The sequence below is a fragment of the Ferruginibacter sp. genome, assembly GCF_028288465.1.
GTDB lineage: Bacteria > Bacteroidota > Bacteroidia > Chitinophagales > Chitinophagaceae > Ferruginibacter.
Genome location: NZ_JAQBNR010000024.1, coordinates 185,589 through 205,617, shown reverse-complemented (window position 1 = coordinate 205,617; position 20,029 = coordinate 185,589). Strand labels below are relative to the sequence as shown.

The following is a 20,029-nucleotide window of genomic DNA, read 5'->3' as shown; positions in this document are numbered from 1 at the left end:
GCTTATTTGCGGAGGGTTACATTATTTACTTTAGCATCTTCTTTTCCGCCAATAGTAATGTTTGTAATGGTTGTGTCTTTATAATTTCCAGCGGTAGCATGATAAAGTAATGCCCATGTTCCGGGCTTAAGGCCGATGAATTTAAATTCACCTTCGTCTTCTGGTTTTGCTGTGCTGGTGTCAGTACCATTGGTTGCTGTTACAACAGCCTTGGCATCTTTTGGAAAAACGCGTCCTTCCAGGCTGCCTGACCTTTCCTTACTGAATACTTTTACACTTGGCTTTAATTCAAAATCGTTACCATGTTTTCTGATCGACTGGCCAGCATCAATGTCAATCCAGAAATTTGTTAAACCGCCGTTGTTAACCTGTACCTGCGATTCGTCAATTTTTATTACCACGAAATTGTCATTGCCTTTAATTGTTAAAGGAGAAGGTACTCCACCTAATTCAACACTGTTATTCTTACCCAGTGTCAGTCGTACTTTCTTCAGTTTTTTAGTTGAACTAAAACTGGTGGATGCAAACAGCGTATCCAGCCCGTTTCTGAAGGCCAGAATATCATACACTCCCGCGTGAATATCAACATTCATCCAGCCGCCGGAAACTTCGCCGTTATGGTCGTGATCATCTGATTCGCTCTCATGCTCACTTTCGTGTTCCGCTTCGGAACTGTCTTCCACCTTTATTTCAACCTTGCTGATATCAAGAAAAACGTGATCAAAAGCTAAGGACGGATCATCCGTAATAAAAATATTAACGGAAGATTTGGCTCCGGTGGTAGCATCACCACCCGGTAAAGCTTTTTGACAGGCAGCCAGGCCAAGGCATATCAAGCAAAAAGCAGTAAATGTTTTTAGTTGTGGTTTAAATGAAAGCGTTTTCATGATAATGTTTTTTTAATTGTTGTGTAATGGTTTAAATTTTATGAACTACACTAATTGGTACATGCTGTTGCATAAAATGTAACCGGCTTTCTAAAAAAATAAAAAACCCATACAGAATATGGGTTGTACAATTAAAATATGAGTGTAGGGTATTTTACTTAGCAGTATTTACATGCGCAGCTTTGCGAAGCAACCAGTCAGAAACATGCTGGTGATAAGGATGAGTAACGTCTGCGTTTATTTTTTTTAATAGCGGAAATGCTTTTTCAGCTTCATTTGCGGCCAGGTAGCTCATTGCCAGGAAATACTCTGTGTCTTCCTCATAATAATGCGTATTGTCTGTTTTATTTTTTTGCTGTAGAGTTATAAATGCGTCAATTGCATTTGACGGTTGCTTGCTGTTGAGATAGGCATTACCTGCTAAAAAATAATCTTCCTTCCCCGGTTGCTGCAGCAATTTATATTGCTCAATTACTGCTGGCATGTCGCCTTTCTGATAAGCGTTTCTTAATGCAGATGTGCCGGTACCCCTTGTTTCATTTATCTTAAAACTGGCAAAATTTTGACTGAAAAGTTTTTCGGGTGTAGCAGAAAAATACTGGTAGGTAAAAAATGAGCCTGCCGCCAAAATCAAAATAGCTGCTATGCGCAACGAATACCGGAGCATACTCCTTACAACGCCTCCGGTTGCCGGAGTGTTTGTTTTAAGTTCCTCCATCATTTCTTTATGTATCAATCCAACTCTGCTTTTTATTCCATAGGATACTATTGCTGCTTTTGCCATACGCAGGTTTTCCAGTTCTTGCCGTGCAAGTTCATCCTGGTCAAGTGTTCTTTTTATACCGGCAGCCTGTGTTTCATCCAGTTCCCCGTCCAGGTATTGGATTAATAATTCGGTTGTTGTAAAATTATTATTCATATACAGATTTAAGATTTTTAGCGAGTTGAGGGTTTGATGTTATCATTTGCTCCAGTTGTTTTAAACACTTGAATTTTTTATTTCTAACTACTTGTTCATTTTCATACGCCAAAGTTTTTAAAATGTCTTTCATGGCCAGGTTGTCAAAATAAAAAGCCAGCAATATTTGTTTGCATGTTGCTCCTAAACTATCCACCAGTTGCATCAGCTGATTTTTCGTTTCCCTGTTTGCGATAAAGTGGCCTACATCCGGGCCTGTTGTATCTTTTTGTTTTTCAAATTTTTCATCCCTGATTTTTGCACGGTCTCTTTTCTTTAACTCATTTAGCCACGTGTTACGGGTTAATGCATATAAAAATGTACTCACACTGCTTTCGCCTCTGAATTTATCTTTCTTTACGATGTCAATAAAAGTGCAAATCACTTCCTGAAAAATATCTTCTGCATCTTCTTCACTTCCGCTATTTTGCTGTATGTATACTTTTGTCAAATTATATTGTGTACGGTACAAATGCCTGATAGCGTCATCCGGATTGCTATCTGACCGCAGTGCCTGTACAAGTGTTGCATCGTCAAATGTTCTGGTTAACTCCATCCTGCTGTATTGAATAGTAAATGTTAAAGTTCAAAATGTAACCTAACCTCAGTTAGGTATTTTTATGATTTTCTAAATATCAACAGAACAAATTTATACATATAAATCTGATAGCATTATTTCGACTGCTATAAGGCAACCATTTCAGATCGTTTTTTACTCAACGCCAATGTCTTTTTTACATCACCCTGATTTAAACAATCACCTGTTACTTTCCATACAGGGGATTTGCCTGCGGCGTATATTTGCTGTGTTTCGGCGGTTAATGTCTTATAACAATTTTCGCGGAACAAGGGTAAATGCCTTTCATTATGAATACTAAAAACCGGGATGTCTATATAGTGTCTTGTATTGCTATTGTTATTTTTATATTTTACTGGGTAGCAATTTTTATACTGGCAATGCCGGCTACCAGGGCCAGTGAAATAATATCGCACCGGTCTCCTTTTTTTACGAATACCTTCGGCGTTTCGTGGACATTGTTCACGCCCCCCTCTACTTTTAATGATCGTTTATATTTTATTGTAAGAAATGGCACAAACCATGGATTGGCCGATACTATTGAAGTACTCGAAAATATTGCACTTCAAAAGCAGCGGCGTGCTCCTTTCAATCAAAAAGAAAATGTTATAGACCACCTGGTGAATAATAATGTGTGGAATCTAAAGAAACATGTATGGCTTAATAAAAAAAAGCCATCGCAAAGTCTATCATCCTGCGCCGATTCTTTGTACATAGCCAGCGCTATTGCGGCGATTATTAACAAAAGAGCCTATACGGCTAATTTAAATACATTGACCAATTATGCCAGGATGGTATTACAGCAACATAAAATTGACACAAATGGAAAAGAAATAAAAATATTGATCACAGAAAAACAAATCAGGCCATTTGGGCAAATGGATGATACTAATTTTAAGCCAACCGAAATTGTAGTTTTTGAAACCCCTTTTACTATGCTTGCCAATTGATGCATCGATATATTTCTCACTATATTGAGTTACTGCAGAAAGAGAATTATAAATCTTTTTACCTGGCTTTTTTAAGAGTGGCCCTTTGTTGCTGGCTGCTCAAGGAGCTTTTTATTAACTGGGATAGCCTGGATCTATTATACGGCACATCGGCCTTTGTTGAAGCCAATGCCATATCACATCGCAACTTTATCTATGAAATATTTACTCTTGCAAAAGGCCACCATAGATGGTTCATCTTCGCCTACACGTTTGTTATAGCCCTAAATCTGTTGGGGGTTGGCAAACACATCAGTGCGACTGTTCTTTTTTTGTTTGTTTGCTTGCTGCAAAGATTAAATATGTCCATAATTAATGGGGGTGATATCCTTGCAAGAATGATTTTATTTTACCTGATTTTTGCCGGATCATACCACCACTTCGTTTTATTTAAGGAAAAAGAAGATAATACTGAACTGAAAAAAATCCGTAATCTGATCAGCAACTTTGCAGCTTTATCCATAATGCTACAGCTTTGCATGGCTTATTTTTCTGCAGGTATTTACAAATTAATCGATCCTGTATGGTTTCGGGGTGAAGCTACCTATTATGTAATGTCGATGGAACGATATACAGGTACCGGATGGAATAGGTACATTGTTCATCAAAGATGGTTTGATTATATCGCCAACTATGCCACCTTGCTTTTTGAATTATTATTTCCTTTGCTTGTGTGGAAAAAGAAATTCCGGAGACCCCTGCTGGCGGCTGGGTTATTGTTTCATGCTTTTATTTATGTCTTTTTAATGATCTATGGTTTTGAAGTGGTGTTTGTGCTTACTTACGGGCTGTTTTTATCCAACCGGCAATTCCATAATATTTTTGACAAGCTAGCATCGTATTTTAGGTTTAGAAAGCAACCCTTGAGCGCTTTATGAGTTCATGGGTTGATCAATAATAAATGTGCTAAGGTTTATTTCACTCCAAAAACCGCTACATTCACGCCAACTTGAAATTGCCTGTTTTTCCATTGATACCTGTTATCAATATCATTAATGTTGGTAATTCCATAATAATAACTGGCAAATAAACTGACATCCGGGGATGGATGAAATTGCATTCCTGCCCTGACACCGGCATCATTATTTTTGAATGCCTTTTTGTTGTATAACAAGGCTTCATTTGAATACACCAGCAGGTTATATTGCGGGCCTGCGTTAATTGTTATTTTAGCGGAGAGGGGATAGTTCAGTAAAATTGGAATACTTAGATAAGCAAGGTTAAAATCCCTGCTTGAGGAAGGATTGTTATTATCTACATAATAAACAGGGAAACTGTTGCTGCGGCTTACCTTTAACAAATTGAACAACAGTTCTGGTTGAAGGGTTAATTTTTTAGCGACGGGTATCAGCGCAAATGCTCCAGCTTCAAAGCCCGACTGATATTTAGCTGCCATACCATTTCCAGTAACATTACTTACATTCAGGGAGGCAGTAAGACCATATTGTTTTTTTTGTGCAGTTGCTGTAAAATAAATCGCGGTAAAAGTAAGCACGAGACATCCTCTTAAATTCATAAAATAGGTTTTGATAAATAAAGTGTAAAAATATTCTGCATTGCAAAAGGAAAATTGTTATTATATACCAGTGCTGCACAGTAGACTATCAGCCGGCATTTTTACGGTGTTATTTACAGTAGTACGATTTACACGTCCATTGTTCAGCTTATTGAAAAAGAGAACTGAAGAGTTACTTTAATTGAAAGTGTTTTTTGTTATTTTTAAAAGCTATAGCCCAGCTTAATTGATACTTCGGTTGGTAACGCTGGTAACTTTCGCCTGTCAACCAAAAAACTATTTAGTTGCGCAATTTCTTTAAAAATAATGTGCGCATCCATTGCAGCCTTCAAATAGCCGGCGCCGGTACTGCCACCTGTACCAATACGGGTGCCGATCATCCGCTGCACCATATTGATATGGCGGTGTCGCCAGTTACCTAACTGATGGTCAATTTCCAATAAAGTTTCCAGTAATTGAAAAGGCAATTCCAGCAATGGATATCCCCTGTATAACATAATAAAAAGAGCATTCCGGCAAGCCGTTGCCGTTAAGTGCCGGTGGGTGTTTTTGGGTTCATTGTAAAAAGTCTCTTTAAAAAAAGCAATGTTGTTTTTTTCTGCCTCTGCCAGGCTGCTTGTATAAATCGCTTCATAAGTTGCAAAAAATCCGGTGTCTTCATTGCTCCCGCTATCGTCTGACGGCCATGCAGCCAGGTCTGTTAAAAAAGGCATCCGTTCCAGCCACTTGTTTAATAACATCACCAGGGAGGGTGCATTTTCTGCTGCTTTAATCAGAGCGATTTCTTTTGCATGTAATTGCGAGGTATAATAGGCTTTGCCGTGTCGGTCTTCAAAACGAAGACCCAGCTTTGCTTCCAGAATTTTAAACTGCCAGCTTTGAAATCCCGATGCCGGTCTTAACATATCCCGGAAATCTAGAAAGTCCATTGGTGTCATCGTTTCAATGATGTCCACCTGTTGAACGAGGGTTTTTAAAATAGTGGCTACTCGTTTAAGCCGGTGCACTACTGTTTGCAAATCTGCTGCATTGTCATTCAGCACCGGTTGATGCATAATTGCAAGCACTGAGTCAACCTCAAAAAGTACTTGTTTAAACCACAGTTCATACGTTTGGTGAATAATTATAAACAACATTTCATCGTGGGCCAGTGGAGCACCATTTTTACTGCTTTCGGGATGCTGGGCGTTTAATAGTTTGTCGAGCTCAAGGTAATCGGCATAATGAACAGGGGTGGGTTGCATACAAATAATTTTAGAAGGCTTAAAGCCCAAAGAATAATTAAACGCTTTTACCTGATTAACACAGTGGTGCCTTTTTGTGAGATCGCTTTGCCCGTATCAATGTGCGTGTAAATCAGCGTCCATACATAAGTGCCGGGGTCTTGCGGATTCCCTTTGAAAGTGCCATCCCACTTATTTGTCCAGTCGTGGGTTTCAAATACCAGTTGCCCTGACCTGTTGTACACCCGGAAAATAAGGCCTCTTGCTTTGTAGGCATTGGTAGGGTTTAGATAATCGTTCAGTCCATCTCCGTTCGGCGAGAATGCTTTTGGGACTGCAATGTAGCAGTTACTTGCAACGGTAATGGTATTGATAGCAGTATCCTTACACCCGATGCTGTTGGTAACAACCAATTGGACTGGCACATCATGCATGGCATTGGACGAAGGGTAGTATTGAGCGGGTGGCGATTGAAGTGTGCTGACAATACCATTGCCAAAATTCCATTGCCATTGGGTGTTTAAATCTCCGGTGCTTTGGTCAATAAAAGCAGCAGGGTCGCCAGGGCATACAACCGGCGTGGATTCAAACATGGCATTGATGGCATTGTTTAAATAAAGGGTAGTAGAAGCTGTGTCACTGCACGTTCCGTTGGTTACGACCAGTGTAGCTTCTTTTTGGCCAAACACGGTATAAGTAAGCGTGTTGTTTTTGGTAATACTGTTTACTGAATTATCGAATGTCCACTGCCAGCTGTTTACGCCATTTCTTCCGTCATGACTATAAAAAATAGTATCTGTAACGCAGCCATATTTTACTGTGGTATTAAAGGCTGCAGACACTGTGTCTTTGGTTGTAAATGAAAGAGCAACTCCTGGTGCAGTTTCCTTTCCACATTCATTGATGATACTGTTTCCATCAGAGCCAGTTAACAGAGTCAATTTAAAATTTCCCGCCTGTTGAACAGGAGCTGATAATTTTATTTCGATAATATCTGTAAGGTCGTTGCTGTTGCAATTACCGCTGGCACTTACAATGGTCACCGTACTTGTGCCTGTAATAGCAAAATCACTTCCATCTGAGGCAATGGAACTGCATTTCATCGGGTCACGGAAAAATAACCGCAACACATCAGGTGCACAGGCCACCTTTTGCATGCTGTCCATCGGAGTGGCAATCAAAGGATAGACTGTGACTTTGAGTGTATCTGCCGGGGGGATCATTTTATCGCAATTGTCCAACAGATTATCAGTTGCCTTTACAGTAATTTTATAATCGCCGGGGGGAAGAATACCGCCGAGTTTTATTACAACAGAATCCATATCAAAACTGCTGGAACAGCCTACGCCAATTGCACCAATGATGGGAGCAATGGCAGGTATTATTGTAAAATCGCTGCCATCAGCATTTAAACTGCGGCACTTCATTTTTTTATTGAGTTTTACGGAGATGGACGATCCGTCACAGGCAGCTCTCGCCGCCGCTAAATGCGGGTCCAGCGGGTCGGTGATATTGGCAGTGCCGCCCCTAAAGGTTAAGCTGTAACCACTCTGTGAATCGCCGGAAAAATGACTGATAAGCAAAACATATTGATGGCCCTGGATTAAAACAGGCATTCTGCTGAACAATGGCACGCCATAACCTCCGCATAGCTTCAATGATGCACTTACAGAATTGGTGCCTGTATTACCAGATTCTCCGCTCCAGTTACAAGCCACCACCATCGATGCATCGCGATATACATCTGCAGGATTTTTATTGGTCACATCGAATAATTCCCAGTCATAATCATCTCCCTGGTTTACCGGAGATAAAACAAAGCCGAGTGTGCCTGCTGAAAAACAGGTGAATTTATACCAGTAAGGATTGATATCAGTAACCATATCTGCGTCGCAGGTGCCGGGGATACGTGTGCCACCACAGATGGGCACTGAGCCCTGCACGAAAGTATCAGTACCGCAAACCGGGAATGCCGTGTTAGGATTTTGCCCCAAGCCGGTGCAGGTTTGAGCCCTGGTAGCCGCTGTAAAAAGGCAGCATATTAATATCAATACCAAAAAATGTTTCATCGTATAATCGTTCAAAGTTAATGAAGGAACTTGTAACAGGGATTACCATGCCCGATGCAATCAATTAACTGGTGTTATTTTATTTAAAAAAAACGTCAAAAAATAAAAATAAAATAGGGCGTTTAGTTAGGGCTGCAAAGGATGAAGATAGGAGTTTGTAATTTTTAATTTGATTTCAACCTTAATAGAAAAAATATTTTTCATGGAAAAAGTATTGACTTTGAAATGCATGACAATCACAACAGGCTTTCAGTTGCATAGTAACATTTTTTTTAAGGTGGTTTTTATTTTTACCTTGGGCAGATGAAGAATAAAACGATTGCTTACTTTTTTGGGCTTTGCTGTGTTACCGACATACTGTCCAATACTTTTGGTATTTCGATACTGCACTCAATCGCAAAGCCATTACTAATGCCCTCGTTGATGTTGTTACTGGTAATGGAAACTGGGCCTGTAAAAGATAAACGTTTTCTGCTGATGCTGCTGGGATTGTTTTTTGGATGGCTGGGAGATGTATTACTGATGTTTGAAACCATGCAGCCCATATTTTTTATTTTAGGGTTGGTTGGATTTTTAATTGGTCATCTGTTTTATATTTTTTATTTCAGACAAATAGCTTCGGTTATCACACTAACGAAAAAAGGAAACCTTTTTTTTATACTGCCGGTGGCCATTTACGTAGTGGTTTTGTTGTATTTACTTTTTCCTTCACTGGGAGCGCTTAAAATTCCGGTAACAGTGTATGCCGTTGTGTTGTCGGCGATGCTGTGCATGGCATTGTGGCTGTATTATAAAATTGATTTTCAAATAGCATTGCTTTTTATTGTTGGGGCTACTTGTTTTGTAATATCGGATAGTGTGCTGGCAATAAATAAATTTTATCAATCATTTCCTGCGGCAGGGTTCATCATTATGAGTACCTATTGTCTTGCGCAATACCTGATTGTAAGGGGAGCCATTAAAGTGCATCAAAATAAATTTGATGGCAAAGAAGCGATCGGGTAGGAGTGTAATTATTTTACCTTTGCTTTTATTTCCTGCAATTTTAATAGTGCTTCCACAGGTGTAAGGCGGTTAATATCAACAGCATTCAGCAGCGAACGTATTTCCTCAAAAGTAACGGAGTGAACATCAAAAATACTCAGCTGCATTTTTGGGGTGTTTAAATTTTTAACTGTTTGCTGCAAAGTGGAGCCTTGGTTTTCGTCACTGCTGTCCCGGCTTTTTTCGAGTTGTAATAAAATTTCGTTGGCCCTGTCGATCAGTTGCGGTGGCATACCGGCCATGCGTGCCACGTGAATACCAAAGCTGTGTACACTACCGCCGGGCGCCAGTTTGCGTAAAAAAATAATTTTATTGCCGACTTCTTTATTGGTTACATGGTAGTTTTTTACACCGGGTAATTTGCTTTCCAGTTCATTCAGTTCGTGGTAATGAGTGGCAAACAGTGTTTTTGGTTGATGAGCACTTTTATGCAGGTATTCGACAATACTCCAGGCAATAGAAATACCATCATAAGTAGAAGTGCCTCTGCCAATTTCATCCAGTAAAATCAAACTGCGGCTGGTAATATTATTGATAATACTTGCAGTTTCATTCATCTCTACCATGAATGTGCTTTCACCTCCACTGAGGTTATCGCTCGCGCCCACACGGGTAAAAATTTTGTCGGTCAACGGAATATTGGCATCTCTTGCCGGAACAAAACTGCCCATATGCGCCATCAGTGTAATCAGGGCGGTTTGTCGCAGAATAGCACTTTTACCACTCATATTGGGCCCGGTTAAAATGATGATTTGCTGCGTAGCCGGATCCAGTAAAATATCATTGTCAATATAACTGTCACCTACCGGCAAATGCCTTTCTATAACCGGGTGCCTGCTACCTTTGATGTCTAAAATAAAACCATCATTCAATGCGGGTTTTTTATAGTTAAACTGTAATGCATTACCAGCAAAGCAGGTAAGGCAATCCAGTATAGCCATTACCTGGCCGTTTACCTGCATGGGCGCAATGTAATCCTGCAGCTCGTTCAGCAATTTTTCGAAAAGCTGCATTTCTATCAGCAGAATTTTATCCTCTGCTCCAACAATTTTTTCTTCGTATTCTTTTAGTTCCGGTGTAATATAACGTTCCGCATTGGCTAAGGTTTGTTTGCGTATCCAGGTGTCAGGCACTTTTGGTTTGTGCAGGTTGGTAACTTCCAGGTAATAACCAAACACATTGTTGAAACTGATTTTTAAGGAAGATATGCCGGTAACAAGCGCTTCTTTCTGCTGTAATTCTACCAGATACTCTTTTCCGCCACTGCTGATTTTTCTTAAGGCATCCAGCTCATCATCGATACCCGCTGCAATAATTCCACCCTTTGATGCAAGCGCAGGCGGGTTCTCGCTAATTTGCGCCACTATTTTGTCAACGATATATTTACATGGATTTAATGAATCTCCCAGGCGTTGGAGGTAAGTGTTGCTAAGTGTACTGCAAATAGTTTTAATGGCTGACACCTGTTGCAGGCCTTTAGCGATCTGCAAGACTTCCCTGGGATTTACTTTTTTTAACGGCACTTTACTAGCCAGTCTTTCAACGTCGCCAGCCTGTTTTATATGCTGCGTAATTTTATTGCGGATGTCCGTTTCCTTAATAAAATATTCCACCGTGTCCAGCCGCTCCCTGATTTTAGAAAGGTCATTTAAAGGCAATATCATCCAGCGTTTCAGCATACGGGCGCCCATTGGAGAAACAGTGTTGTCCAGCACTTTTAATAATGTATTGCTGCCATCAGCTCCTCCAAATAATTCGAGGTTTCGGATAGTAAAACGGTCCATCCATAAATGTTCATCCCTGTCAATGCGTTGTACAGATGTGATGTGGCCAAGGTTGGGATGCTCCGTATCTTTTAAATAATGCAGGATAGCACCGGCGGCAATAATACCCTGCTGCATTCCTTCAATACCAAAACCTTTCAGGCTGTGGGTTCCAAAATGTTTTAATAAACTTTCCTGTGCGTACGCATCTGCAAATACCCATTCATCCAAAGCGTAGGTAAAAAATTTGGTGCCAAAATATTCCTTAAAATATTTTTGCCGGTTACGCTGAAAAATAACTTCGGCCGGTTTCAGGCTCTGCAATAATTTGTCTGCATATTCCTTATCACCTTCGGCAATAAAAAATTCACCGGTGCTGATATCTAAAAAAGCAATGCCGGTTATATTTTCTTCAAAATGAATGGATGCTAAAAAATTGTTGCTGTTATGTTCCAGCAATTTATCACTGGTAGCAACACCCGGTGTTACCAGTTCTGTTACGCCGCGTTTTACAATGCCCTTGGCTGCTTTTGGATCTTCCAGCTGATCGCAGATGGCCACCCTGTAACCGGCTTTTACCAGCTTGTGTAAATAAGTATCCAGTGCGTGATGCGGAAAGCCTGCCAGTTGTGATGAATTGGCATCGCCGTTATTTCGTTTGGTTAAAGTGATACCCAAAACAGTGGAAGCGGTAACAGCATCCTGGCCAAAAGTTTCGTAAAAATCACCCACCCGAAATAACAGAATGGCATCAGGGTAGCGGGCCTTGATGGCATTGTGTTGCTGCATGAGCGGTGTTTCCGTGGTGGCTTTGGCCATTATTGATAATCGATTACGGTTGTTGTTGATTGTTTGGGACGGCGCAAAAATAGGGCTTTACTTAGTTTGTGGCAATCTTTGTGGCGAATGTGAATTACTTTTGCACATAATTTTTTTGAATGAGAAAACTGAGCATGGAGGAATTGAACCGGTTAACGGTGGAGGAGTTTAAGCAAACAGAAAAGATTCCGGTGATTGCGGTACTTGAAAATATACGGAGCGCCTACAATGTAGGAAGTGTGTTCAGAACGGCCGATGCATTCTTACTGGAAGCCATTTATATTTGTGGTTATACCTGTACGCCACCGCATAAGGAAATTAAAAAGACTGCATTAGGTGCCGAGGATACGGTTAGCTGGAAACATTTTGAAAACACGAATTTGGCAATACAAGAATTGCACGAATCAGGATATACTGTTTTTGCAGTGGAGCAGGTTGAAGGGAGCACGTTGCTGAATAATATTGATTATAAAATTGGGGATAAAATAGCAGTAATTTTTGGAAATGAAGTTACCGGTGTTGAACAAAGCACCATTCAGCAATGCGCTGGTTGTATAGAAATACCCCAAGCCGGTATGAAGCATTCGCTGAACATTGCGACTGCAGCAGGTGTTGTGTTGTGGGAACTGGTGAAAAAGCAGCCCTGATCGCCTAAAGGGGAATAAAAAAGAGTTGCCTTTATGGCTAAAATAAAAAATCGCCGTTTTAATATTTATTGAATGAGTAGCATAAAAAAATATTTGAGTTTAGTAAAGTTTAGTCACACCATTTTTGCAATGCCGTTTGCCATTATTGGATTTTTTTTGGGAGCTTATTGGTCACCAATACGTATAGCAGAGAGTAATGCAATCAGAACTCGTTCATCATGGTCAATCTACATTACACCTCCCTATTTAATTTTTGTACTTGTTATCCTATGTATGATATTCGCCAGAAGCGCTGCCATGGCCTTTAACCGCTACCTCGACAGAAATTTTGACGCAAAAAACCCACGTACGGCTATCAGGGAAATCCCCGCCGGTATTATTTCAAAAGAAAGTGCTTTACGCTTTGTAATAATTAACTGCCTCTTATTTGTTACGGCCACTTTTTTTATTAACAGGGTATGTTTTTTATTAGCTCCTGTAGCCTTGTTTGTAATATTATTTTACAGCTATACCAAGCGTTTTACACCTTTGTGCCACCTGGTACTTGGTGTAGGTTTAAGTTTGGCTCCCATTGGAGCTTACCTGGCTGTAACCGGTGTTTTTGCATTGCTTCCAATTATTTTTTCAATGGCCGTAATATTTTGGGTGAGTGGTTTTGATATCATTTATTCTTTGCAGGATGTGGAGTTCGATCAGTCGCAAAAACTATTTTCTATGCCGGCATGGTTGGGTAAATCCAAAGCATTAAGGGTGTCCGAAATGCTGCATGTATTGTCTGCCGCCTGCGTAATATTTGCCGGCATTTATGGTGATTTTGGATGGTGGTACTGGATTGGGATCGCTGTTTTTTGCGGCATGCTTTTTTACCAGCACTCAGTGGTAAAACCAAACGACCTTAGTAAAGTAAATCTGGCTTTTATGACGGCCAATGGTATCGCCTCGGTAGTGTTTGCGGTTTTTGTCTTGCTGGATATTTTTTTACACCATCATGCCAATCCCATTATAAAAATTTAGCATGGCGAGAATATTGGCAATAGACTATGGTGGAAAAAGGACGGGCCTTGCTGTAACTGACCCGCTTCAAATTATTGCGACAGGGCTGAGCACCATCGAATCCAGAGAATTAATTCCCTACCTGAAAAAATATTTCTTAACCGAAGTGGTTGAACTAATCATCATCGGCCTGCCCAAAAACTGGGACGACAGTGATACACATGGTACACCATTTGCAGAAGCCGCGGTTAAAAAATTACAAAAGGCTTTTCCTCAAATACCGGTTAAAACCGTTGATGAACGATATACTTCCAAAATGGCAAAAGATGCCATGCTGCAAATGGGAATGAAAAAAAAGGACCGGCAGGTAAAGGGAAATGTCGACATCATAGCGGCTACCATTATACTTCAGGAGTACTTACAGAGTATCCAATAAGAATAAATAATTGTAATTTTGTAGTACAGCATGGCAAATAGACAGCTTTGAAACGCCAGGCATTTATGTTTGTGCAAATTTTCCAGTTTATTTTTCAAAAACAATAACAAGAGAAATCGCTTAGAAAACACAATATGATTTTACCAATAGTAGCATACGGTTCGCCGGTTTTAAGAAAGGTTTGTGATGATATCAATAATGATTATCCGGGCCTGGAAAAATTGATTACAGATATGTGGGAAACGATGTATGCCAGTAACGGGGTGGGAATTGCGGCGCCGCAGGTGAATAAAAACATCCGGTTATTTGTTATTGACAGCGAACAGATTTTTAAGAATATGGATGAAGACGATGAAGATGATTACCCGGATGAACCTGGATTCAAGGGTGTTTTCATCAATGCACACATTGCAGAACAAAATGGGAATGAATGGCTTTATACAGAAGGGTGCCTCAGCATTCCGAAAATAAGGGAAGATGTAAGTCGTAAAGAATCAGTTACCCTTAGTTATGTTGACGAAAATTTTGTGCACCATACAAAAACCTTCAATGGAATTACAGCAAGGGTAATATTGCATGAATATGATCATATTGAAGGCAAGCTTTTTATTGATCACATAAAGCCACTCAAAAGAACCCTGTTGAAAAGAAAACTGGATGATATTTCGAGAGGGAAAGTGCAGGTAGATTACCGGATGGTTTTTCCAAAATAGAGTAATCTCAATAAAACGCCTTATCTGACTTCGGCAGTTGTAATAATATTATGACGCAACGATTTTATTTCAATTGTAATAATTTGCAGGTATGATAAAAAAAATCATACCTGTTTTTTTTTCTGTCCTGTTGGCTGCTGTAGCAATGGGCCAGGATAGTGCGATGGTGATCGGCAAAAAAACTATTACGCTATCAGAAGTGGTAGTAAACAATAAACTGAATGTACCTGCATTTATCGACCGGGTCAAAAATGATACTACGTTTTACAAAGCCTTCAAAAATCTGCGAATACTTAATTATATCGCCATTAATGATGTACGCATGCTGGATAAAAGCGGCGGTAACCGGGCAACAATGCACAGTAAAATTCACCAAATAAGAGATAGTAACTGCCGGCGGATGGAGACGCTGGAACAGCAGAGCACAGGGGACTTTTATACAACTGACAGCGGATACAATTATTATACGGCCCAAATGTATGCCTCATTATTTTTCACAATTGGGTTAGTGTGCGGCGAAGATAATATTGTGGCGGGCGATGCGTTCAATACATCCGGTAAAAGTGGGCTGGAAAAACATAAGGAACAATTGAAAATATTATTTTTCAATCCAGGCAAAAAAATAACCGGAATACCTTTTGTTTCGGGTAAAACAGCCATTTATGAGGATGATATGGCTGAACTATATGATATAAGCGTAGATATGGATGAGTATAATAAAACCAGCTGTTATATTTTAAGGCAAAAAGTAAAGCGGGGTAAAGAAGATAAGGTAGTAGTGGATGAAATGACGACATGGTTTAACGACAAGACCTTTGAGGTAGTAGCAAGAAATTATAATTTAAGGTATGATGCAGGTGTATATGATTTTGACGTGCAGATGGAAGTGCAGATGACGCATGCAGGAAATTACCTGGTTCCGGCTTTGATAAAATATAATGGCAACTGGAAAGCTATTTTTAAAAAACGGGAACGAGGCGTGTTTACTGCTACATTGTTTGATTTTAAATAAGATATAGTTTGATACCCGGGAGCTTCGACTTATTGAACACATCTGATATTTACAATACATTTGCGAAGTAGAAGAAAATCTATAAAATCAGTTTTATAGTTAAAATCTACTTATAATTTGTATTTTTACAAAACAAAATAATTGTATTATGAAATTATTGACAGTTGCTTTTATGTTTATCGCCAGTGGCTGCTTTGCACAGCAGTGGCAAATAGAGGCAGGAGGAGGAATAACCGGGTATAGCGGAGACCTGTCACGGCCAGGAATAAATTTTAAAACAGTCGGACCATCTTTTGGTGCCAATGTTAAATATTTAATGCCCAATAATTTTGTCGTGCTGCGTGCAGGTTTGAATTTTGGTAAGGTGCAGGGCGACGATAAATATAGTAAAGATGCAGGGTTGGTTTCCCGTAATCTTAATTTTAAAACAAATATCCTGGAGGGAAGTGTTGCTGCGGAAATAAATTTGGCTGATCCTACAGTTTATGATGGCTTACCTTATATATTTGTCGGATTAGGTGTTTTTCATTTCAATCCTTACACTTATGACAAAAATAATACTAAAGTATTTTTACAGCCTTTAGGTACAGAGGGACAGGGATTGTCAGAATACCCTAACAGGCCAATGTATAAAACCACCAAAATGTTTATTCCGATAGGGCTGGGTTGGAAGTTTAAGGCAAGCGAAAGAATTGATCTTATATATGAGTGGGGTTTCCGTTACATCAATACAGACTATCTGGATGATGTAAGCAGTACGTATGCTGATCCACAGGTTTTGCTTGCAAAAAGGGGCCCTACTGCAGCAGAATTATCATTTCGGCAAAATAAACCTTCTGCAGGGATAGCCGGTCACATCAGGGGAAATCCGGATGCAAAAGATTGGTATTATATGACAGGTATTAAAGTTTGTATTAAGTTGGGCGACGTTTTTGATGATTATCAATAATTGATTTAACACTACTATTTTACAAGCTCAGACAAGCAAAATAACCAGCTCCCACCAAGGGAGCTTTTTCATTTAATACAACATAAACAGTGACTTCCTTCAGCAATTGATTCATGCGGCCGCTTTTACTAAATACATCTTTCCAAACCTCGTGATTCAGTAAAGGCAAAACTTTAGGAGTAATTCCTCCTGCAAGGTAAAGTCCACCTGTTGCTTTTAATTTTAAAATCAGGTTGACAGCTTCACATGCCAGGTATCGGTTGAATAGTTCTATTGTTTCAATGCAAACAGGGCAAATGCCCTCCAGAGCAGCCTTACTTATCACAGGAGCCGGATCTGTATTTTCCATCTGTTGCAATAACCACTGCGGAGCATTCTTTTTTTCAACTCCCGTCAGGTATTGCCAAATGGTGTAGATACCATTTCCGCTCAGCAACCTTTCCCAACTTACGTGTTCATGCCTGCTTAGTAAAAAAGTTAATACTGCGATGTCTCTTGGCGTGCGTGGCGCAAAATCGCTGTGGCCACCTTCAGTTGCAAAGGGATGGTACAATTTCCCATCAAAGTATAAGCCAGCCTCTCCCAAGCCCGTACCGGCAGCCAGTATTGCGATATTGCCCGGTGTTTCATTTGTTCCTTTATACAAAATGGTAAGTTCTTCTTGCTTTAAGCCAGCCAGGCCATAGGCTGTAGCCTCCAGGTCATTCAATATAGCAACCGGGCTGCCATCAACATGTTTGCTTACCTCTTCGCTGTCTATACTCCAGCTGAGATTAGTAAATTTTACCTTGCCTTCAATCACAGGCCCGGCAACCGAAAAGCAAATTTTTTCCGGGTGCTGTTGGCCTTCTAAGAAATGGGAAAGTAAAGCTGTAAAAGAATCGAACTCACTGGTATGGTAGCGGCATTCTTTAATGGTCTCAAGTCCCTTTGCTGAGTACCGGCTTAATTGCATGTTAGCCTTTGTTCCGCCAATATCTCCGGCTAAGATAGTGATAGGTTTATCACTTACATTATTGGGGTTCCTGAAAGCAACAGGGATAAGCAATTGTAGATTCATATTAAATGAAATTAGAAAAATGCCAAGAAAAAAAATGCATCAACAAATCTATTGATTAACACCAATGCTTCCATCAAGCTTCAGCCTTAATTTAGAATAATTTATTTTTTTGATTTTCATTTCGTAATTTCCATGTAATCTTTAATACTGCTTTTTGAACTTATAGTCTTTTGATTATCCTGGCGGAAACCATATCTCTATTCTTATAATCGCTAAACATTTTAATCATGAAAAAAAGACTACTAGGCATTATCTGCATTTTTGTTTTTATTATCGGCGCCAAGGCACAGGTTACACAAATCAATTCGAACAAAAGTTTGCAACTGGTTAGTCCGCTTACTACCACGCAAACTATTTTTGCTTCTGTAACCGATAGTTCCTTGTGGGTAACAGATGGAACCCTTGCCGGAACTGTTCAAATAACTACTACAATTAAGTATGAAGCGTTAGCCGGCTTGCTTTCAGGTAAACTTATTTTCAGAGGAAGTACGGCAGCAACAGGATCAGAACTGTATATTACCGATGGCACTTCTGGAGGAACGGCACTCGTAAAAGATATTAACGCGGGTACTACAGCATCTGCGCCGGCAGAATTCGCCTTACTAAATGGCTTTATTTATTTTGATGCTGCAACTGTTGCTGAAGGCCGGGAATTGTGGAGAACCAACGGCACCAATGCTGGTACAACCCTGGTAAAGGATATCGTTCCGGGAACAGACAGCAGCAATGCCATTAATGAGTACCATCTTTTTTCAAACGGAACTTTTTTACTGTTTGCCGCGAAAACGGCAGCTAATGGAATCGAGCTTTGGAAATCCGACGGCACAAATGCTGGCACTGCTCTTTTACTTGATATCAATACGGGCAACGCAGGTGCTGATTCATCTAACCCTGCCAATTTTTATATTTACAACAGCGTTGTTTTATTTTCAGCCACCGATGCCACACATGGTAATGAAATATGGAAAACAGATGGTACTGCAGTGGGCACACTATTGGTAAAAGATATTAATCCCGGTACAGGCAGCTCCACTACGCTTGATATATTTGGCTTTTCCTTTCCACTTTTATTGGGTTTTCATACATTTAATAACCACGTTTATTTTAATGCCAGTGATGGAACCAGCACAGGAGAAGTATGGAGTACAGACGGAACAACGGCAAATACTACGTTATTAAAAAACATCGTTCCCGGACTTTCAATTTCAGTGATTTTATTGATTGATGCAGTTGATCTACCGGGCAAGTTTATTTTTCCTGTTTCTGATGGAGCAAGCCGTACCGAATTGTGGCAGTCTGATGGTACACCTGCCGGTACGGTATTATTTAAGTCATTTGATGCGGTTAGTGCTGGTGGAGATATTCCTGCGATTTTTTTGCCTTACAATGGCGATTTGCTTAGCGGAAATTTTTCTCAAACGTTGTTCCAGGGAAACAAATTTTTCTTTACTGCAAGTACAACAGCTGCGGGATATGAATTGTGGATTTCGGATGGCACGCTTGCAGGCACAACAATGGTAAAAGATATAATACCCGGCTCAGGAAATGGCATTGATGCAACAAAAAGTCTTTCTTATTTGTACACTTCAGGTGAGTTATATTTTGCCGCAACAGATGCAACGCACGGCAATGAATTATGGAAATCTGACGGTACCAACGGTGGCACTTCAATGGTGGCTGATATATACACCAATACAGGAGATGCTTTGCCTGAGTTATTTCTGATAAACAATAGCAAAATCTTTTTTGGTGCTACCAACGGCGACAATGCGACGGCAACTGACTTATATGTTGTAAACGGAATTTTTACCCCTTTGCCGGTTAAGCTCGTTGATTTTACAGTTACTCCACTCGCAGAGGATGCATTGATAAAGTGGACAACGTCCCAGGAAATTAACACCAACAGTTTTACCATACAACGGAGCAGTGATGGATTGCATTTTGAAAACATAACAACTTTAGCCGCGGCCGGTAATGCGGCCAATAACCATACATATTCTTTTACTGACAACAATATACTCAGTGGTGGAGGATCAACAGTTTATTATCGCTTGCTTACAACAGATACAGATGGTAAACAGGAAGTCAGTAATATCATTGCCTTAAAAATAAAACCAACCCATTGGGATGCAAGACTACTTGGTAATCCTGTTAAGCAAAACATACAGCTTATCACATCAGGCATTACAGCCAATGCGCAGATGTCAATAAAAGATATGTCAGGGAAAATCGTTTACAGCAGACAATTGCAGCGGATAAATGGAGTTGAATCTTTTCCGGTAACCTCATTGCCTCATGGTCAGTATATCTTACTAATTACAAATGGTATTGAAAACAAGTCGATCCTTTTTATAAAATAATTTGCCTGGTAAAA

General features: G+C 40.0%; 18 protein-coding genes. 10 read left to right on the top strand and 8 right to left on the bottom strand.

What is annotated here, in order from left to right; translation table 11 throughout:
• Positions 1 to 2 precede the first annotated feature (2 nt).
• The 3 genes from JWR61_RS12840 to JWR61_RS12830 form a co-directional block, all read right to left on the bottom strand.
• Positions 3 to 887, bottom strand: a complete 885-nt coding sequence (locus JWR61_RS12840; RefSeq protein WP_301928182.1) for a DUF4382 domain-containing protein — start codon at positions 885 to 887, stop codon at positions 3 to 5.
• Positions 888 to 1,041: 154 nt separating this feature from the next.
• On the bottom strand, positions 1,042 to 1,806 hold the full coding sequence (locus JWR61_RS12835; RefSeq protein WP_301928181.1) for a hypothetical protein: 765 nt from the start codon (positions 1,804 to 1,806) through the stop codon (positions 1,042 to 1,044).
• The gene (locus tag JWR61_RS12830) at positions 1,799 to 2,401 is read right to left on the bottom strand and encodes an RNA polymerase sigma factor (RefSeq protein WP_301928180.1); all 603 of its coding nucleotides are present in this window, start codon (positions 2,399 to 2,401) and stop codon (positions 1,799 to 1,801) included. Before JWR61_RS12830 ends, JWR61_RS12835 begins: the two co-directional genes overlap by 8 nt.
• A 311-nt stretch (positions 2,402 to 2,712) precedes the next feature.
• On the opposite strand from JWR61_RS12830, the gene JWR61_RS12825 reads away from it, so the two are divergent.
• Complete coding sequence (locus JWR61_RS12825) at positions 2,713 to 3,372, top strand: hypothetical protein (RefSeq protein ID WP_301928179.1); 660 nt, start codon at positions 2,713 to 2,715, stop codon at positions 3,370 to 3,372.
• Positions 3,372 to 4,289, top strand: coding sequence for an HTTM domain-containing protein (locus tag JWR61_RS12820; RefSeq protein ID WP_301928178.1), 918 nt, complete (start codon positions 3,372 to 3,374; stop codon positions 4,287 to 4,289). Before JWR61_RS12825 ends, JWR61_RS12820 begins: the two co-directional genes overlap by 1 nt.
• A gap of 35 nt (positions 4,290 to 4,324) precedes the next feature.
• On the opposite strand, the gene JWR61_RS12815 is transcribed toward JWR61_RS12820, so the two are convergent.
• The 3 genes from JWR61_RS12815 to JWR61_RS12805 form a co-directional block, all read right to left on the bottom strand.
• Positions 4,325 to 4,927: a porin family protein gene (locus tag JWR61_RS12815; protein WP_301928177.1), complete on the bottom strand. Its 603-nt coding sequence runs from the start codon at positions 4,925 to 4,927 to the stop codon at positions 4,325 to 4,327.
• A 203-nt stretch (positions 4,928 to 5,130) separates the two neighbouring features.
• On the bottom strand, positions 5,131 to 6,171 hold the full coding sequence (locus JWR61_RS12810) for a tryptophan 2,3-dioxygenase (RefSeq protein ID WP_301928176.1): 1,041 nt from the start codon (positions 6,169 to 6,171) through the stop codon (positions 5,131 to 5,133).
• 47 nt (positions 6,172 to 6,218) lie between these two features.
• Complete coding sequence (locus tag JWR61_RS12805) at positions 6,219 to 8,219, bottom strand: gliding motility-associated C-terminal domain-containing protein (RefSeq protein ID WP_301928175.1); 2,001 nt, start codon at positions 8,217 to 8,219, stop codon at positions 6,219 to 6,221.
• Positions 8,220 to 8,522: 303 nt separating this feature from the next.
• On the opposite strand from JWR61_RS12805, the gene JWR61_RS12800 reads away from it, so the two are divergent.
• Positions 8,523 to 9,224, top strand: a complete 702-nt coding sequence (locus JWR61_RS12800; RefSeq protein ID WP_301928174.1) for a lysoplasmalogenase — start codon at positions 8,523 to 8,525, stop codon at positions 9,222 to 9,224.
• Between the two features lie 8 nt (positions 9,225 to 9,232).
• On the opposite strand, the gene mutS is transcribed toward JWR61_RS12800, so the two are convergent.
• Positions 9,233 to 11,845, bottom strand: coding sequence for a DNA mismatch repair protein MutS (gene mutS / locus JWR61_RS12795; protein ID WP_301928173.1), 2,613 nt, complete (start codon positions 11,843 to 11,845; stop codon positions 9,233 to 9,235).
• A 119-nt stretch (positions 11,846 to 11,964) separates the two neighbouring features.
• Here mutS and JWR61_RS12790 point away from each other — a divergent pair, with 119 nt between their 5' ends.
• From JWR61_RS12790 to JWR61_RS12765, 6 genes are all read left to right on the top strand, one after another.
• Positions 11,965 to 12,492, top strand: a complete 528-nt coding sequence (locus tag JWR61_RS12790; RefSeq protein WP_301928172.1) for an RNA methyltransferase — start codon at positions 11,965 to 11,967, stop codon at positions 12,490 to 12,492.
• 72 nt (positions 12,493 to 12,564) lie between these two features.
• The gene (locus tag JWR61_RS12785) at positions 12,565 to 13,506 is read left to right on the top strand and encodes a UbiA-like polyprenyltransferase (protein WP_301928171.1); all 942 of its coding nucleotides are present in this window, start codon (positions 12,565 to 12,567) and stop codon (positions 13,504 to 13,506) included.
• Between the two features lies 1 nt (position 13,507).
• The gene (ruvX, locus tag JWR61_RS12780) at positions 13,508 to 13,921 is read left to right on the top strand and encodes a Holliday junction resolvase RuvX (RefSeq protein ID WP_301928170.1); all 414 of its coding nucleotides are present in this window, start codon (positions 13,508 to 13,510) and stop codon (positions 13,919 to 13,921) included.
• Positions 13,922 to 14,055: 134 nt separating this feature from the next.
• Positions 14,056 to 14,634: a peptide deformylase gene (gene def / locus JWR61_RS12775; protein WP_301928169.1), complete on the top strand. Its 579-nt coding sequence runs from the start codon at positions 14,056 to 14,058 to the stop codon at positions 14,632 to 14,634.
• 91 nt (positions 14,635 to 14,725) lie between these two features.
• A complete protein-coding gene (locus JWR61_RS12770) occupies positions 14,726 to 15,646 on the top strand; it encodes a hypothetical protein (protein ID WP_301928168.1) in 921 nt (306 codons plus the stop codon).
• A gap of 148 nt (positions 15,647 to 15,794) precedes the next feature.
• Positions 15,795 to 16,595 carry a hypothetical protein gene (locus JWR61_RS12765; protein ID WP_290336179.1) on the top strand — a complete coding sequence of 267 codons (801 nt, stop codon included), beginning with the start codon at positions 15,795 to 15,797 and terminating at the stop codon, positions 16,593 to 16,595.
• Positions 16,596 to 16,614: 19 nt separating this feature from the next.
• On the opposite strand, the gene glk is transcribed toward JWR61_RS12765, so the two are convergent.
• Positions 16,615 to 17,655, bottom strand: a complete 1,041-nt coding sequence (gene glk / locus JWR61_RS12760; RefSeq protein WP_301928167.1) for a glucokinase — start codon at positions 17,653 to 17,655, stop codon at positions 16,615 to 16,617.
• Between the two features lie 227 nt (positions 17,656 to 17,882).
• Between glk and JWR61_RS12755 the strand changes: the two genes are divergently transcribed.
• The gene (locus tag JWR61_RS12755) at positions 17,883 to 20,015 is read left to right on the top strand and encodes a T9SS type A sorting domain-containing protein (protein ID WP_301928166.1); all 2,133 of its coding nucleotides are present in this window, start codon (positions 17,883 to 17,885) and stop codon (positions 20,013 to 20,015) included.
• Positions 20,016 to 20,029: the final 14 nt, after the last annotated feature.

Coding starts and splice junctions, on each gene's coding strand:
- JWR61_RS12765 (WP_290336179.1), top strand. CDS start 15,795: ATGAAATTATTGACAGTTGCTTTTATGTTTATCGCCAGTGGCTGCTTT.
- ruvX (WP_301928170.1), top strand. CDS start 13,508: ATGGCGAGAATATTGGCAATAGACTATGGTGGAAAAAGGACGGGCCTT.
- JWR61_RS12815 (WP_301928177.1), bottom strand. CDS start 4,927: ATGAATTTAAGAGGATGTCTCGTGCTTACTTTTACCGCGATTTATTTT.
- JWR61_RS12790 (WP_301928172.1), top strand. CDS start 11,965: ATGAGAAAACTGAGCATGGAGGAATTGAACCGGTTAACGGTGGAGGAG.
- JWR61_RS12770 (WP_301928168.1), top strand. CDS start 14,726: ATGATAAAAAAAATCATACCTGTTTTTTTTTCTGTCCTGTTGGCTGCT.
- JWR61_RS12820 (WP_301928178.1), top strand. CDS start 3,372: ATGCATCGATATATTTCTCACTATATTGAGTTACTGCAGAAAGAGAAT.
- JWR61_RS12785 (WP_301928171.1), top strand. CDS start 12,565: ATGAGTAGCATAAAAAAATATTTGAGTTTAGTAAAGTTTAGTCACACC.
- JWR61_RS12840 (WP_301928182.1), bottom strand. CDS start 887: ATGAAAACGCTTTCATTTAAACCACAACTAAAAACATTTACTGCTTTT.
- JWR61_RS12835 (WP_301928181.1), bottom strand. CDS start 1,806: ATGAATAATAATTTTACAACAACCGAATTATTAATCCAATACCTGGAC.
- JWR61_RS12830 (WP_301928180.1), bottom strand. CDS start 2,401: ATGGAGTTAACCAGAACATTTGACGATGCAACACTTGTACAGGCACTG.
- JWR61_RS12825 (WP_301928179.1), top strand. CDS start 2,713: ATGAATACTAAAAACCGGGATGTCTATATAGTGTCTTGTATTGCTATT.
- JWR61_RS12800 (WP_301928174.1), top strand. CDS start 8,523: ATGAAGAATAAAACGATTGCTTACTTTTTTGGGCTTTGCTGTGTTACC.
- JWR61_RS12755 (WP_301928166.1), top strand. CDS start 17,883: ATGAAAAAAAGACTACTAGGCATTATCTGCATTTTTGTTTTTATTATC.
- glk (WP_301928167.1), bottom strand. CDS start 17,655: ATGAATCTACAATTGCTTATCCCTGTTGCTTTCAGGAACCCCAATAAT.
- JWR61_RS12805 (WP_301928175.1), bottom strand. CDS start 8,219: ATGAAACATTTTTTGGTATTGATATTAATATGCTGCCTTTTTACAGCG.
- def (WP_301928169.1), top strand. CDS start 14,056: ATGATTTTACCAATAGTAGCATACGGTTCGCCGGTTTTAAGAAAGGTT.
- JWR61_RS12810 (WP_301928176.1), bottom strand. CDS start 6,171: ATGCAACCCACCCCTGTTCATTATGCCGATTACCTTGAGCTCGACAAA.
- mutS (WP_301928173.1), bottom strand. CDS start 11,845: ATGGCCAAAGCCACCACGGAAACACCGCTCATGCAGCAACACAATGCC.